We start from the raw sequence: 14,037 nt of genomic DNA on the forward strand, positions 1-14,037 counted from the left end.
ACAGGCGCATACACTAACCCGTCGAAGGTGCTTCTACGAGCAGGAAAAATTGGACCGATAGCCGTCACTCCGGGGCCATCATCACCGCGAGCGTCATCTTGATGAATTCCTCATTGCGATCGATTGCGACCAGGGCGCCGCGCACATTGTCCGCGACATCGGCAGCGCCGCGCTGCTCAACCCAAAGCGTGAGCTCCATGATGGCAGCCTCGAGGGCGAGCTGGTTTTCGCTGAGTTTTGATAGTAGGGAAGGGAGCAGGTCTGAATTTGGCATCGCGAATCCTCCTTGGAGTCTTCAGCGTAGCAGGGGAACTGTGGGCTGGGCTACGGTCGGCAGAACACCGGGGGCGGGGGGTAAATCAGTTCCTAAACTCAAGGGCGAGCCCGCATTCTACGCGGCCTGTAGAGCATCTGTTTCGCCTTAGTTTCGGAACTAAAAAAGGCTACAGGCCGCAGCCGGTATGCGTTTCACCATCGGATTGCAAATCCGCCTACGCCGGTTCGATTCCGACCTCGGCCTCCACTATTGAAAACCCCGCAGATTAACGTCTGCGGGGTTTTTTATTGCGTTCAGGAAAGTGAACGCTTCCGCAATTTTTGGAAGGTGTTCCGCAACCGCAACTTCGATTGCTGGTAACTCACCCATCTATCAGATTTTTCCTACAAAAAAATTGACCGCAAGGCCTTCTGGACGTTAACTGTATATTCGTACAGTGTTGGAAGTCGTGCGTCATGAGCTTTTCAATTTTAGGACCTATTGCCCAAGGCGGTCGCAAACTGCCGCTCTGCCTATTCCAGGTGCCGGCAGGTTTTCCATCGCCCGCAGCGGATCACATCGAGGCGCACATCTCGCTGGATGAAGTGCTGAACATCCGAGCACCGCACGTCTACCTGGTATCGATCACCGGGGAGAGCATGCAAGGGGCGGGAATTTTCGAGGGGGATCTGGCGGTAGTGGATCGCTCGCTTGAACCCGCCCATGGCCATATCGTCGTTGCCTTGCTGAATAACGATCCGGTCTGCAAGCGCCTGTGTATTCGGGGTAAGGACGTGATCCTGCTGTCGGAGAATCCCAAATACCCCCCGCGCTATGTTCTGGAAAGTGACGAGCTGTCGATCTGGGGTGTGATCACAGGCAGTGTGCGCAGCCATGTCTAAGCCAGCGCCGGTCTACGGTCTGATCGATTGCAACAGCTTCTATGCCAGTTGCGAGCGGGTATTTCGCCCGGACCTGGCCAAGGTCCCGATCGTCGTCCTCTCGAACAACGATGGTTGCGTCATCGCGCGTAGCTACGACGCCAAGCCTTTCGTGAAAATGGGCGAGCCGTATTTCCAGATTAAAAACAAGCTTCGACAGCAGGGCATCGTCGCCTTCTCCTCAAACTATGCCCTGTATGGCGATATGAGCGAGCGGGTGATGACGCTGATCGAGTCGATGGTGCCAGCGGTCGAGGTGTACAGCATCGATAAGAATAAGGTGCATACTATGGACGCCCAAGGCTAGATTATATGCCTATGGACATTGACGCTTATTTTTACCAGAGATCGCACATGGCTACCGTCGAACACATTCACTTCAATCCCCATGACCTTGCTGTCCGTGATCGCTTAATTACCTACTCGCTGAACAGTTCCCGTCCAATAGTCGAAGGTTTACCTCAAATATTCTGGGGAGACGGCTTGCCTTGGAGAGAGGCCAACCTTTGGGGAATGGAGCGCGTTACTAATGGCGAGGCGTTGCTGAAGACCGTCTCTAGCAATGTGAACGGGTTACTGAATTACGCGAATTTTTTGGAGAGCCATAAGCTTCAGTGGTTTGAGTTCCCGTCGCGAAAAGCCGACCGGTGCCTTGTCCTGTATAGGGGGGCGTTGATCAAGTCACGCGATGCCGGTCATATCAGACCTTCCACGGCCTCTGAGTACATGCGTAACTGCATTAAGTTTTATAGGTGGGTTAGAGATCGGGGTCTTCTGTCCTCTCTACTACCGCTGTGGCAAGACAAGCGAATCCTTGTCAAATATTTCGACCAGATTGGCTTCGAGCGAACCCTCAGCGTCAATACTACTGATCTGAGTATTCCTAATCGGAAACGTATTGGAGCTACCTTAGAGGGTGGGCTGCTTCCTGTGTCTGCATCTGATCGAGACGCCATTCTCGATTTCACAAAACGTAACGCTTCACCTGAACTTTATCTGATGCTAGCCCTTGGTTTTTTTACTGGTATGCGGCTCGGAACTATCTGCGGCTTAAAGATCAATACGCTGGAACGAGCGGTACCTGATCCGTCCGCTGATGGCCTGCTTAGGATATCGGTGGGGCCTGGGGCGTCCCCGCCCGTGCATACGAAGTTTGGCGTCACCGGGCAGGTGTGGATTCCTGAGGCGTTGTGCTCCGAAGTCTTGGAGTACGCGAAGAATCCTCGTCGACTGAGTCGCGAGATTTCTGCTGTCAGCGACAATCGAGACTTGGTTTTTTTAACTCGTTTCGGAAACGCCTTTGGACGGCGTAATAGCAATCAGTCTTCCGCGATAAATGTTGAGATGTCATCGCTTAGAAATGCAGGAGTCAAGGCGGGCGTTAAGGCGTTCCAAAAATTCCATTTCCACCAGTCTCGCTGCACCTTTGGGACAGAACTGGCCCGACTTGCGCTAGCAAACTGCGATGATGTAGCTGTAGTAATCGCGACTGTCAGCAATGCCTTGCTGCACGGCCCGAACTCGGAGGCCACTACCTTTAGGTACATCAAGTTCGTGCAGGCGGCTCCGGTTAAGCAGGCCATCGCTAATAGCTTCATGACTGCATTCACAGGGATAGGACAAGGCGAGGAGCCATTAAGTGAATGATCCGGCTTCTTTAGACCTAACGTTCCCAATGCTTGAGTACGGTAAGCAGCAAACACCTTGGGATTTGGCGCCGCTCCTGTATCGCGGGGGCGCAGCAACGAACGTGAAGGTGGTTCGCAATAAGATCGCGGCAGGTGCACTAGGCGGCCCTCTGAGTGAGCGTGTTGAGCTTGTGAAAGGGCTTCACAACTGTTTCACAGGCGACCTCGTTGGTGGTGGGAGCCGTTTTTCCGCGAATAACAAAATCGGTGCATTGCGGAAATTATTTGAATGGGCCGATCAATTTGAAGGGCCTCTGAATATCGAAACAGCCCCGCGAGTTTACTTGGCATGGACTGAGCACCTTCTACAGCTTCACCGCGTGGAGGGGCGCTTTAGCGCAGAGTCGTTGTACGACACCGCAAGTCTAACAGCGACCATGCTCGACCGAGTTCTAGATCGAAGCTCCACACTTCTTTATAGTACACGAATTCGCAAGCCCAGAGGCAAAGGAAGGACGAGTACTGGGAGTGCAGATAAGCAAAGCTTGGAAAGCAGTTTTTCATTCGGCCACTTTCTCACCGATGTGTGTAATTCCCTAGGCTACGACGCCACGATAGGGGAACTTCCCGTCAAAGTTGCATTGAGGAGCGGCGAACAGCTGGAGTTATGGTGCAGGTCGAGTGATCCCGAAAAAGAAAATCCGCTTAGCAAACTACCGCGAAAGCAGCATCAGATCGACGCCATTAATCAAAACCGTGAATTCCGAAATTCCGACATTTCAATCAGTACGCGGTACACGGTTGTGAACCTTCGAATCGAAGCCGAGTTACTGATGTTCATCGCGCAAACTGGCTTGAACCTATCGCAGGCGCATCTGATGCGGATGGATCAATACCACTACACGAGTCACCTTGATGGATATCAAGTCCGAGCCTATAAAAATCGCCGTCAGGGTGAGGTTCTATTTGAAATTTTTTCTAACTACAAGGACTGGTTTGAGCGCTACATCAAATGGCGAAATATGTGGTTCCCAGGCGATGCAGAAGGACTTCTATTTCCACTCATTCGCCCCGGTGGACGTCTTGTTTCGGCGGCGCCCCAGTTCACCGCCATTTGCCGGGAATGTGCTGGCATTAAGATGCAGGTCGTTCGGCCTCGCAAGCTGCGCGGCACCCGTATCAATTGGCTACTCCGTCAGTCGTTAGACCCGCACCAAGTAGCGGAAATCGCACAGCACACCACGGAAACTTTGATCCGCGTATACGCAGAACCTAATCCGCAAATTGCTATGGTTGAAATCACTCGATTTCATCAACAATCAGATTTTGTACTTCAATCGCCTGCTCCAGGATCGTGCGCCAATCCTCAGCCGAGCCCTGTCATAGGCGCTCCAACGAATGCCCCTGATCCCGATTGCATCAACGCCGCTGGCTGCCTTTTCTGCGACAACCACCGAGATATTGAAAGTCAAGATCACGTTTGGTCTCTCTGCAGTTTGCGCGTGCTAAAAAGCCTGGAGCTAGCAAGGTATCGCCCAGCTTCATCAGGCGTGGGAACTACAGAGCATCCGGCAATGTTAGCGATAGAGCGTTTAAGCGCAAAGCTGCGGTTCTTTCAAGAATGCAGTGAAGTAAGTCGACTTTGGGTTGAGGAGGCACTCGCTCGAATCGCCGAGGAGGATTATCACCCTGCATGGGACGGATTCATTCGCCTTGCAGAAGCCAAGGATGGATCCGCTCTATGAGTATTATTGAGACGTTAGGACTTTCCATAGATTCGCCATTCGCAATTCCTAGTGCACCAAACTACCGCCCTGAAAGCTGGCCCCCAGCCCCTGATTGGCCGGTTGTAATCGATGCAGAAGGAAAGGTGGTTAGTCGGTGGGGTGATTCAATATGGAGGCTTGACCCATGGGCTAAGAAATCGATGACGCTTAATTTTGGTGATGGCCCGGTTAAAAAAACAGCCGAGCCCATTAGCCCTACTAACGCAAATTTGCTTCGAATCATCATCGGCTGGTGGCTGTATGGGCCGTATGGGGCTCGCGGGTATAGATCTCTGAAGGCGCGATTTGACCAAATGCGGAGGCTGTTTGTTCTTTGCGAGGAGGAAGGGATAGTTGCCAGCGAACTAAACCGTTTTCCTCGCGTGTGTGAGCGAATTCCCAGCTTCCTTCTGTCGTCAAGACAGACTGAGTTTTTAACCCTTATGCATGAGCTTTACGAGTCTCGCAAAGCCATAGGTTTCACTCTGCTGGATTCGAGTTCATTGACTCGTCTGGCCGCTTTATTTCCTCCGCACCAAACAGCGCAAACGCCTTACATCCCACCGCGTATCTGGCGCTATCAGGTCAGCCGGCTGCGTGAGTGTCTCGATGATTTTCTCGCGCATCGAGAACAGGTTGAGGCGTGCTATAGGTTTTGCGTTGATGCGTACAACCATAACGACAGTTTCTCAGTTGATGGCTATAGCGGGAATTTTCCTCCTTTTTCGTGGAATCCCAATCAAAATATTGGTGCTAGAACGGGACATCAGTTCTACGGCGCATTTGCCGAAACTGCGAAGCGGTTCGGTATTTTTGACCTGCTGAAACGCTGGATAAATTCTGATAGCGAACTACGCGTGAATACGCTCACAAGCTATCTAAAGCTCGTAGGTCGTGCTGGGCTAGCCTACATCCTGAACTTCAGTCTGATGCGTGTCGAGGAAGCTTGGAGTCTCAGGGCAGGTTGTCTCCAAATAGAGCGCGATAAGAGTTTCGGCAATATTTTTCTGCTACGAGGCAAAACGACTAAAACCAAGTCTGATGGCGATGCCCTGTGGGTCACGTCTTCATCAGTTGAGGTCGCCATAAATGCGATGGAAGTGATCTCTTTGTTTCGTGCTGAAGCGACGACTCAAGATAAGAAGGACGACCTCGACGGACGTTTTTTTATTGAGTATTCTCTCGAGCCCTGGGTCTCAGGGCGGTTTAAAAGAAACACCTCGATAAGACCGGCCATAACTCCTTATGCGGACGTTCTGAATCAGTACGCCAAGCTATTTGACGTAGAGCAGCTGCGGATAACACCTCAAGATCTGAAATCGGCCCGCTTAGCTACTCCGACCTTACCCGATGAGTACAAGGTCGGAGCTATATGGCCACTTGCATGGCATCAGTTGCGTAGGACTGGGGCAGTAAACATGCAGGCTTCTGGGCTCGTAAGCGATGCTTCGCTTCAGTACCAGCTCAAGCATGCCACCCGAGCTATGTGCCTTTATTACGGACAAAATCACTCGCAGATCCGACTAGAGGAAAAGGCCCATACGCTATACGTCCGCACCATGTATGAGACGCTTGGTAGAGAGTTGCAGCAGCTTACGAGTGAGCGGTTTGCCAGCCCTCATGGAGATAAACGAAAGGCTGAGATCGTGCGGTTACTCTCGCCAGAGGATGCAAAAAAAATGATCAGTTTGGCAAAAAAAGGCACAGTTGCGTGCCGTCAAATCCTCCTTGGCGTCTGCACCAGTCGCGAACCGTGCCCTTATGGCGGAATCGACAATATCGCCCACTGTGGCGGTGGTGATTCAAAGGACGCTAAACCTTGTTCAGACGTGCTCTACGATCCTAGCCAATTGGAGGTCGTCGATGGTCTTGAACGAATCCTCAAAGAGCGGATGGCCACTGCTCAGGACGGAAGCCCGCTAATGGAATCCTTGAGGGCTCAACAACGAAGTGCGGAGAACTACCGTCGTGTTATTGGAGGGGAAAATGGACGCTGATCTCTCTGCACGTCGCAGCGCGGCTGATCTGTATCGCGCTGCTTTTGAGCGCCTAAAGATCAATAAGCCGGAGCGCCTCCCGAGAGGGACACCCGTAACTCAAAATAACGTGGCAAAGGAAGCCGGAAGCGATCCTTCTGCGTTAAAAAAGTCACGATTTCCGCTTCTCATTGTAGAGATCAAGACATATATCGAGCAGCACGCCGAAAGTCGGCCCCCGTCGCCGAACCAGGTAAATGTGCTAGCCCGCCAGAAACGTCGAGCCTTGCGAGACCGCATTAATCAGGTCGCCCAGCAACGTGATCAGCTTGCCAGCTTACTGGTCGAAGCTGACGCCAAGATCGTCGAACTGTACGACCGAATCGCCGAGCTTGAGGCGCAGCTGCCTACTTCAAATATAATCCCACTAGATCCGCGTGGGCCGAAAAAACTTTGAGAAGGAGGCTCGCAGGGAACTAGCTCCTTGGGTGCGCGAATGGCTTGTTAGGTAAAATCTGTCGCGTATTCACCCCACTTCTATCGACTGGGAGTGGGGTAAAGAGGGAGTGTTAGAGGAATGAGGCACTTTGGGACACGGCATGGCATGGCATGGATTGGAAATGGAGACGTACGGTCTGTACGTAAGGCTTTTAGTGACGGATAGAACTGGCACCTCCTCAGGGCCAGGTGTCCCTGGTCAGTGGGCTATAAGGCTTCAGATCTTCTGCTGCTCATAACTCGCCGCCGATCTAATGCTGCTGACCTCGCTTCAGTTGCTGTTAAATCTTTTGCCAGTACCGATATACCGTTGAACTCGCCAATCCAAGCCTCTGCGCCACCTCCGCCTGACTCAATCCTAAAGCCTTCAGTTCTCTCACAGCATCGGCATTCTTGGTATTGCCAGGCTTACCCGAAGGCCTCTTTTTCAGCTCTTTGCCCACAAACTGACTCCGGACAAGCTCCTCTCCACCTTCTTCTTTGAATGAGTCGAGTTCTGCACGTGCCCGCTCTAGAGTGGTGTCGGTAGGTTCATCCTTCTGAATGGCGACGCAAAGCGTCATAAGAGCAATAGGATCGAATTGGAGGGCCTCTGCTAGCTCGATCAATTTGGCAACCGTGATGTTGCTCTTTCCTTGCTCCAACTTACCGATGTTTGCTTTTGCACTTACGTCTGCCAAATCACCGTAGTCAAAGCCTCGGATTGTTCTGATTGCCCTGAGTGCTCCGGCGATCTCATTCTTAAGCGACATGGTCTGCCCCAAAAGCGAGGATAGAGCCATAACGCTTATCTTCCGATAAACCACGTTTGGTGGTATTATCGGAAATGCGCGGTGATGCCTTCTCAAAGCCAAGCCGCACAATCATAGGTTTCAGAGTCTTTTGGGTATGGGCATCAGGCAGTTTTAGCGACCTGAACACCAAACATATCACATGTATTGTCAGACGCTTTTTGATCGGATCTCAAAGAGATGCCGGTGACCAGCAGGGTGCGTCCAAGCATCACAGACGCCTCGACGCCTCGACGCCTCGATGGATCTATGGAAAGCCAGTATATGAAAGATCGTTAGTGGGACGACTTGAGGTTGATCACTGATCCGGACGGTAAGGAAAACGCGAAATGTTTATTACACATGAATCTTATAGGGAAGGGCGACCCGGCTTCCCGGGGCCAGGACGAACCGCATGGCGAATGATCGAACGGGAATCAATTGATCCTTGGTATCACGTCATCCTTCGGTTCACAGAGGGAGCCAGACAATTCACCAAGAGGTTTATGCCAACGGACGCCTCTTTATTGTCCAACCTACTGGAGCTGGAGGGCCCAACTTGCCTTGTTGAAGAGGTTCAGGTCATAACTTCACCGTGGGTCAATGGAGGCCTCTCAGAGCGTATGGAGAAGCTAATCAGCCTGGTCATCGGTTATGACCAGAAAGGCGAGTGCGTGTTGCTTCATAAGGTGGCGGGTGGCGCCGTTTATAGCAGTGTTCGAGATGGACTCGACGCCGGTTCACTCACAGGTATTCGGACGATCTACGAAGATACAAAAACTGCGCCTTCAGTAGTTCCGGAATTTGCTGAGCACTGACCAACGTGGCGGCTCCAATGAAGCTTCAAATCTATTCAGATCTGCACATTGAATTTGCTCGGTTCGATCCCACCCCAAGCGACGCAGACGTTGTGATTCTCGCCGGCGACATTCAGACAAAATCACGTGGAGTCTCATGGGCGAACGACACATTCAAGTGCCCTGTGATCTACGTGTGTGGCAATCACGAATTTTACGGTGGCCACATTGATCAGACGTTGCGGAAGATGAAGGAGGCAGCAGCGCCACATGTCCACGTCCTTGAAAACCAAGTCTTGATCCTCAATCAAACCAGGTTTTTGGTCACGACGGCGTGGACAGATTACTCGTCGACCGGAGACGTTGCTGCCGCGAAACGCGTTGCCTGGGAATGGATGAACGATTTCACCGTCATCAGAAAAGATGAGAATTACCGACGCCTTCGTCCCGATGACCTGATCGCTAAATCTAAAGCAGCTTATGCCTGGCTCATACAGGAACTAGACAAGCCATTTGATGGCAAAACGGTTGTAGTTACACACCATGCGCCGGCGTTGGATCACGTGGCTGATGATCTTCCTGCACACCTGAACGCAGCCTACGCCAACGATTGGCCGGAGCTTCTGGGCAAAGCGGATCTTTGGATTTACGGACATACCCACATTGCAGCGGATTTCTTAAAGCATGGATGCCGAGTCTTTTCAAATCCTCGCGGATATCCAAATCAACAGACTGGGTTCGATCCGGATTTTTTGATCGAGCTTTGATGCCAGCAACTGGTCATTTGGCAAAGCTCACGTGGTAGGTCACACCTAATGAGATGGAGAATTTTTGATGGTGACGTTGGAGGAAATCTCGCAGCTTTTTTACGGGGCTGGGGAAGAGGTTGCCGGCTGGGAAGGCTCACAAGAAGACCTGATCTCTTTGGCAGCAAAGTCATTCCCAGGCAAAGCATTCTGTGTGGTGAAACAGTGGATTTTAATCGACCTCACCGTGACGCCGGATGAAAAGGAAAAGCTTACGAACCTCGGGTTGCTTCCCATGACGCTTTTCGCTCACGAAGTCGTCCTAGACAGTAAACGCCGCTTCCAGCCACAAATGTGGGTGCGCAGCAATTTCGGAAGATCATTCACGGAAGGCTGCATGTTTGAAACCAAAAGTACCGTCTATCTGCTGCTCGGAGCTGGCCAGAGAAAAGAGGCAAGCGTGGCCACGGCTTTTTCGATGAAAGCGTGCTGAGCGGTGCTCGCCGTAAATACCTATTGAATCGTTTGGAGATATGGCCGGATGCCTGAGGCACTGGAAGTGGAGTTTCACAGCAAAGAGTTCACCGATTTTCAACTGGGTCGTCTCGTGCAGGCGAGCCTTAGGAAATACACAGTACCTGTCACGGCATTCATCAGCGATGCAGTGATCATGGAGGATAGGTGCCTGGGGGTGTCTTTCGATCACTCTGAGCAGGATGATGCCTACCACAGAGCCGATGGTTCGATTCTTCGCACAGGTAAAATTCGATCGGCTAGGAAAGAAGGGCGTTTTTGGCTACTCGAAACCCAAGATGGTAATTACGTCATCGCTAGCTTCAAGCGAGGCATTGGCAGAGCGAGTTTTCTGAAGCTTCTCGAATCCGCCGACCATTTCTAATTGATGGTGAGATGTCTAATTTTTCTTCTCGAGATAGGGCCAGGCACATGGCGGAACAGCGATGGTCAGTTGCTCGAGCAACAACCCACTTTGACGAGTTGTTCGACCAGGTGATCACGACTCAAAAACCGGTTTTCATCGAGGGGGAACGCAGGACTGCGGTGCTCATCTCAATGGTGGAATGGGAGTCGATTCAGGCCAAGCTCATTCCTCGAGCTCCGTCAGACCTCTGAAAAATCGCTTGCTAGGCCTCTTACGGTTTCAATCGGCAGCGCTCCGAGTTAGCCGTGCGGAGCGCTGCATATTGCCTCTATGCTGCGATGTACATTTTGCCGTCGGACGGATTCACAGCTCGCCTTGACTCAGTAACCGTACTCGTTCAGCAGCCTCTGCAAAAACTCACGACGCCGTTGGACGATGCTTAAGACAAGATAGTCCCGCTCGGTATCTCTCGTCGACAAATGTCCCGCGTCCACAAGACCATGAATGTAGCCTTCGGCTCGGCCTCTTGCTTCAAGCAACGCCTCTTTAGATGTGCTTTTGATGATGTCTTCAGCGATGAGCTGCCACCGCTTTTTCTGGTTGTGCCCAACAGGGTCGTCGGAAAATTTCGGTGCATTGATGAGGGTGTTGAAATCGGCATGTGCGTTAGGTGTGTTCAAAGCGAGCTCTCACAACAGATACGTCTGTGCCGGAGGCTATCATGCGCACACTTAATCGCCTGTTGCTGGCTGGCTTATCAGTTTCAATTTTCTGTAGGGGGGCACCACGACCACAAGGCTAGGCGCTTACGCGAAGAAGCGATCGCCCTAGCGCGACATGCACATCGGAATGCATTAGTGATTTAGCTCTCATTGCCTCGGCACGGCACGAGTTTTCGCTATCGACGGAGGCGATCGAGGAAGCGGCAAAACTGAATTATCCCAAATTATGGCTCAACCATAATTATTGCTGAGCCATAATTTTTGCCTTCTCCGTGTCAGTTCAGTTATCGCAAGCAGCGCCTGTAGCGATGATCGATTTGCAATATACTGTTAGGCAACTACCTAAAAGAGATCCGTCATGTCTAAGCTCGCTGAATTCCGCCAGCTCGAAAAACACCTTGCCGAGCAGCTCCAAGCTCTCGAAGCCCTGAAAGGCGACGCTGGCCTTAAGAAAGAAATCGAATTTGAAACCAAGCTGCGCGCTCTGCTTGCCGAGTACAGCTACAGCCTTCCGAACATGATCAACCTGCTTGATCCGAAGTCTGGTCGTCGCGCACCAGTAGCCGAGTCCAAAACCGGCACTCGTAAACCACGCCAGGTAAAAGTCTACAAGAATCCTCACACTGGCGAAGTCGTCGAAACCAAAGGCGGCAATCACCGGACTTTGAAAGAGTGGAAGGGCGAATACGGCTCTGACACGGTTGAGTCCTGGTTGGCCAAGTGAACTTGGTTTGAGTACAAAAGGGCCCTTTGAGGGCCCTTTTTTCTGTGTACTAACACCGTGTTCTATTGACCACTAAAACTGATCTATTGGTGAGAAAGGCCATCACGTTCTGAACTGGTTTGCCAGTTCGTGCTGTTTGTCTGCCAATAAGCTCAAGTGTTCGCTCAGGCTAGCAGAAGAACATGCTTTGTCATTGAGCTCCTGCGTAACCATTCGAACACTGGTGATGTTGCAGTTGATATCGTCAGCGACTGCACTTTGTTCTTCGGCAGCCGTCGCAATTTGGTGGGTCATATCCTGAATTTTTGAAACGGCCAGCCTGATCTCACTAAAGGATTGAACTGTCTCTTCCATCTGCCTGGAGCTGCTGCTGGCCCTCAACTGACTGTCTTGCATGGCTGTGGTTACCCTGATTGCCCCAACCTGCAACTGTTCAATCACAATTCGGATTTGCTCTACCGAATCTTGAGTTCTCATTGCCAAGGTTCGAACCTCATCCGCGACGACTGCAAACCCTCGACCACTTTCTCCCGCACGGGCAGCTTCAATCGCTGCATTGAGCGCTAGGAGATTGGTTTGCTGGGCAATCGCACGAATCACATCAAGAACATTACCGATCTGCTCGCTGCTAACTGATAGGGCACGGGCATCCTCCATAGACTTCGTCAGGCAAATTGTGAGATCCAGTAGGCCATGGTTTGTATTTTCTAACAGACTGTGCCCTGTTTGGGCGGCCTGCTCGGCGTGCTTAGCATCGACTGCAACCATAGCGGCACTGTTTGCTACTTCGTGGGCCGTAGCAGTCATTTCGGTCGACGCTGCAGCGACTTGGTCGATGTCCTTGAACTGTGCTTGCATCCCGTGGCTTGTTTCTTGGGCGATCCTGAACGATTGGTTCGCCGTGAGGCGCGTATCGTCGATACCCTTGCGGACAGCGTTGATCATCGGCTGAAGCTTATCGAGGAAGAGGTTAAACCAAAGTGCAACCTCCCCAAGCTCATCCTTTTTAGGGTAGTTTAGACGTTTGGTTAGATCGCCTTCGCCTGATGCAATGTCACGAAGCATTGTCGACACATTGCGGATTGGCGTCGTAATTCTGGATGCCGTGAACCACATAAGCAGAGCCCCAGCCAAACCAGAAAGCGCTGCAACGAGGATGCTTTTGACAAGAGACTTGAGCAGCAGGGCCCGGTGAATACCCTCCAGCTTGTCAATTTCGGCTTGAGCTATCGCCTTGGGAAGCTGAAGGATGATCCACCAAGGGGAGACGTTTTTCCCCATTGTGATCGGTGTAATCACTTTTACAAAATTCTCATCGTCTAAATAGAGCGATCGGTTTTCCCCGGTTTGGGCTGCCATTTGACGTATATCGGGTAGGCCTAAGGATTCATATGTTTGACCAAGCTTGGAGGACAAGGGCGTATACGCAGCAACAATCCCCGAGCTAGTTACAATGGCGATATCGCCTGCACCGCTATATAAACTCTGCTTCGCCTTCATCATGAAGTCTTGAAGATCTGTGATGGCGACGTCGACTCCAACTACCCCGGTAGGCTTATTGTTTTGGTTAACGGGTGTCGATAGGGTGGTCAACAGTACTTCTTGGCCGCCCAGTGTAGCGGTGAACGGAGGGGCGAGGCAGGCTGCGTTACTTTGCAACGAGCAGCGATAGAAGTAATTGAATGGGAGACCGCTTTCTCCCACGGTTTCGTCATGCAGCTTTCGTTCAGCAGTTGGAGCATTAACCACGGTACCTGTATTTCGATTCCAATAGCTGGCAAAGCGTCCCACATCGTTTGAACTATATTGAATCGAGCTGACGAATTCTTTGTCACTACCAAACTGGTTGGGCTCCATGATGGCCCAAACGCCTAGTAACGTATTGTCGTGCATGAAGGTCGATTTGACCGCTTCATCCGCTGTGTACCTTGAGACAATCCCAGATGTGCCATAGGTATCCGCCACCTTCTGAATACCAGAAAATTGGATCGATAACTGGTTTAGCGCGGCGTATTTTTCGCTAAAAAATTTCTCAACCTGGATCGCTTGAGCGGTCGCGGTGCTCTGTAGTTGTCCCTTGATAGCCCTTTCAATAGCTGCGCGGCTAGCTTCGCTCGTTAGCTCTCCTGCTGCTTCGTTCTGTTGGATGTTGATGTAGGTAATTGCCCCAATCAGAGCAACCATACAGACCAAGCTCAGTGCGGTGATTCTGGTGCGTATAGACATATTACCCAACATCATGAGCCCTCAAGCTGGTTAAAGAATTGTCGTTAGGGTGGAGGTGTGTCAGGTGGAGAAAAGCGGGCGAAAGTACCTGCTGGTCATAAAAAAAG

Annotated in this window: 14 protein-coding genes and 2 pseudogenes; 11 read left to right on the plus strand and 5 right to left on the minus strand. The window is 51.5% G+C overall.

Annotation, left to right across the window (positions count from 1 at the left end; genetic code table 11):
* Positions 1-64 precede the first annotated feature (64 nt).
* Entirely contained in the window at positions 65-274 is a 210-nt protein-coding gene (locus HFK74_RS23240; RefSeq protein WP_180205520.1) for a hypothetical protein, read from the minus strand.
* Positions 275-732: 458 nt separating this feature from the next.
* Between HFK74_RS23240 and HFK74_RS23245 the strand changes: the two genes are divergently transcribed.
* The 6 genes and pseudogenes from HFK74_RS23245 to HFK74_RS23270 all read left to right on the plus strand — a co-directional run bounded on the left by HFK74_RS23245 (position 733) and on the right by HFK74_RS23270 (position 7,024).
* Positions 733-1,158 carry a LexA family transcriptional regulator gene (locus HFK74_RS23245; protein WP_180205521.1) on the plus strand — a complete coding sequence of 142 codons (426 nt, stop codon included), beginning with the start codon at positions 733-735 and terminating at the stop codon, positions 1,156-1,158.
* Positions 1,151-1,471, plus strand: a pseudogene (locus HFK74_RS23250) (DNA polymerase V subunit UmuC); the annotation flags it as partial. The gene HFK74_RS23245 and the pseudogene HFK74_RS23250, both read left to right, overlap by 8 nt.
* An 80-nt stretch (positions 1,472-1,551) precedes the next feature.
* Positions 1,552-2,844 carry a site-specific integrase gene (locus tag HFK74_RS23255; RefSeq protein WP_180205523.1) on the plus strand — a complete coding sequence of 431 codons (1,293 nt, stop codon included), beginning with the start codon at positions 1,552-1,554 and terminating at the stop codon, positions 2,842-2,844.
* A 28-nt stretch (positions 2,845-2,872) separates the two neighbouring features.
* Positions 2,873-4,570: a site-specific integrase gene (locus HFK74_RS23260; protein WP_180205647.1), complete on the plus strand. Its 1,698-nt coding sequence runs from the start codon at positions 2,873-2,875 to the stop codon at positions 4,568-4,570.
* A complete protein-coding gene (locus tag HFK74_RS33220) occupies positions 4,567-6,588 on the plus strand; it encodes a hypothetical protein (protein ID WP_257230397.1) in 2,022 nt (673 codons plus the stop codon). The genes HFK74_RS23260 and HFK74_RS33220 overlap by 4 nt, the downstream gene beginning before the upstream one ends.
* Complete coding sequence (locus HFK74_RS23270) at positions 6,578-7,024, plus strand: hypothetical protein (protein WP_180205524.1); 447 nt, start codon at positions 6,578-6,580, stop codon at positions 7,022-7,024. The genes HFK74_RS33220 and HFK74_RS23270 overlap by 11 nt, the downstream gene beginning before the upstream one ends.
* A 322-nt stretch (positions 7,025-7,346) precedes the next feature.
* Here HFK74_RS23270 and HFK74_RS23275 read toward each other — a convergent pair whose 3' ends face one another.
* Positions 7,347-7,817 (minus strand): resolvase, encoded by a 471-nt coding sequence (locus HFK74_RS23275; RefSeq protein WP_180205525.1) that lies wholly within the window; start codon positions 7,815-7,817, stop codon positions 7,347-7,349.
* 368 nt (positions 7,818-8,185) lie between these two features.
* On the opposite strand from HFK74_RS23275, the gene HFK74_RS23280 reads away from it, so the two are divergent.
* The 4 genes from HFK74_RS23280 (at position 8,186) to HFK74_RS23295 (ending at position 10,276) form a co-directional block, all read left to right on the plus strand.
* Complete coding sequence (locus tag HFK74_RS23280; protein WP_180205526.1) at positions 8,186-8,653, plus strand: hypothetical protein; 468 nt, start codon at positions 8,186-8,188, stop codon at positions 8,651-8,653.
* 17 nt (positions 8,654-8,670) lie between these two features.
* On the plus strand, positions 8,671-9,399 hold the full coding sequence (locus HFK74_RS23285; RefSeq protein ID WP_180205527.1) for a metallophosphoesterase: 729 nt from the start codon (positions 8,671-8,673) through the stop codon (positions 9,397-9,399).
* Positions 9,400-9,466: 67 nt separating this feature from the next.
* Positions 9,467-9,871 carry a hypothetical protein gene (locus HFK74_RS23290; protein WP_180205528.1) on the plus strand — a complete coding sequence of 135 codons (405 nt, stop codon included), beginning with the start codon at positions 9,467-9,469 and terminating at the stop codon, positions 9,869-9,871.
* A 48-nt stretch (positions 9,872-9,919) separates the two neighbouring features.
* On the plus strand, positions 9,920-10,276 hold the full coding sequence (locus tag HFK74_RS23295; protein ID WP_180205529.1) for a hypothetical protein: 357 nt from the start codon (positions 9,920-9,922) through the stop codon (positions 10,274-10,276).
* Between the two features lie 362 nt (positions 10,277-10,638).
* On the opposite strand, the gene HFK74_RS23300 is transcribed toward HFK74_RS23295, so the two are convergent.
* Positions 10,639-10,938, minus strand: a complete 300-nt coding sequence (locus HFK74_RS23300) for a hypothetical protein (RefSeq protein ID WP_180205530.1) — start codon at positions 10,936-10,938, stop codon at positions 10,639-10,641.
* A gap of 400 nt (positions 10,939-11,338) precedes the next feature.
* Between HFK74_RS23300 and HFK74_RS23305 the strand changes: the two genes are divergently transcribed.
* Entirely contained in the window at positions 11,339-11,704 is a 366-nt protein-coding gene (locus HFK74_RS23305; RefSeq protein WP_180205531.1) for a histone-like nucleoid-structuring protein, MvaT/MvaU family, read from the plus strand.
* Positions 11,705-11,806: 102 nt separating this feature from the next.
* On the opposite strand, the gene HFK74_RS33225 is transcribed toward HFK74_RS23305, so the two are convergent.
* A complete protein-coding gene (locus HFK74_RS33225; RefSeq protein WP_306669919.1) occupies positions 11,807-12,649 on the minus strand; it encodes a methyl-accepting chemotaxis protein in 843 nt (280 codons plus the stop codon).
* Between the two features lie 15 nt (positions 12,650-12,664).
* A pseudogene (locus tag HFK74_RS33450) lies at positions 12,665-13,945 on the minus strand (HAMP domain-containing protein); the annotation flags it as partial.
* Positions 13,946-14,037: the final 92 nt, after the last annotated feature.

This window comes from Pseudomonas sp. SbOxS1 (genome assembly GCF_013416725.1).
In the GTDB taxonomy this organism is placed as follows: domain Bacteria; phylum Pseudomonadota; class Gammaproteobacteria; order Pseudomonadales; family Pseudomonadaceae; genus Aquipseudomonas.

What these genes read in the sequence shown, in the direction of transcription:
- HFK74_RS23240 (WP_180205520.1), bottom strand. Translation starts at nt 274, where the DNA reads ATGCCAAATTCAGACCTGCTCCCTTCCCTACTATCAAAACTCAGCGAA.
- HFK74_RS23245 (WP_180205521.1), top strand. Translation starts at nt 733, where the DNA reads ATGAGCTTTTCAATTTTAGGACCTATTGCCCAAGGCGGTCGCAAACTG.
- HFK74_RS23255 (WP_180205523.1), top strand. Translation starts at nt 1,552, where the DNA reads ATGGCTACCGTCGAACACATTCACTTCAATCCCCATGACCTTGCTGTC.
- HFK74_RS23260 (WP_180205647.1), top strand. Translation starts at nt 2,873, where the DNA reads ATGCTTGAGTACGGTAAGCAGCAAACACCTTGGGATTTGGCGCCGCTC.
- HFK74_RS33220 (WP_257230397.1), top strand. Translation starts at nt 4,567, where the DNA reads ATGAGTATTATTGAGACGTTAGGACTTTCCATAGATTCGCCATTCGCA.
- HFK74_RS23270 (WP_180205524.1), top strand. Translation starts at nt 6,578, where the DNA reads ATGGACGCTGATCTCTCTGCACGTCGCAGCGCGGCTGATCTGTATCGC.
- HFK74_RS23275 (WP_180205525.1), bottom strand. Translation starts at nt 7,817, where the DNA reads ATGTCGCTTAAGAATGAGATCGCCGGAGCACTCAGGGCAATCAGAACA.
- HFK74_RS23280 (WP_180205526.1), top strand. Translation starts at nt 8,186, where the DNA reads ATGTTTATTACACATGAATCTTATAGGGAAGGGCGACCCGGCTTCCCG.
- HFK74_RS23285 (WP_180205527.1), top strand. Translation starts at nt 8,671, where the DNA reads ATGAAGCTTCAAATCTATTCAGATCTGCACATTGAATTTGCTCGGTTC.
- HFK74_RS23290 (WP_180205528.1), top strand. Translation starts at nt 9,467, where the DNA reads ATGGTGACGTTGGAGGAAATCTCGCAGCTTTTTTACGGGGCTGGGGAA.
- HFK74_RS23295 (WP_180205529.1), top strand. Translation starts at nt 9,920, where the DNA reads ATGCCTGAGGCACTGGAAGTGGAGTTTCACAGCAAAGAGTTCACCGAT.
- HFK74_RS23305 (WP_180205531.1), top strand. Translation starts at nt 11,339, where the DNA reads ATGTCTAAGCTCGCTGAATTCCGCCAGCTCGAAAAACACCTTGCCGAG.
- HFK74_RS33225 (WP_306669919.1), bottom strand. Translation starts at nt 12,649, where the DNA reads ATGATCAACGCTGTCCGCAAGGGTATCGACGATACGCGCCTCACGGCG.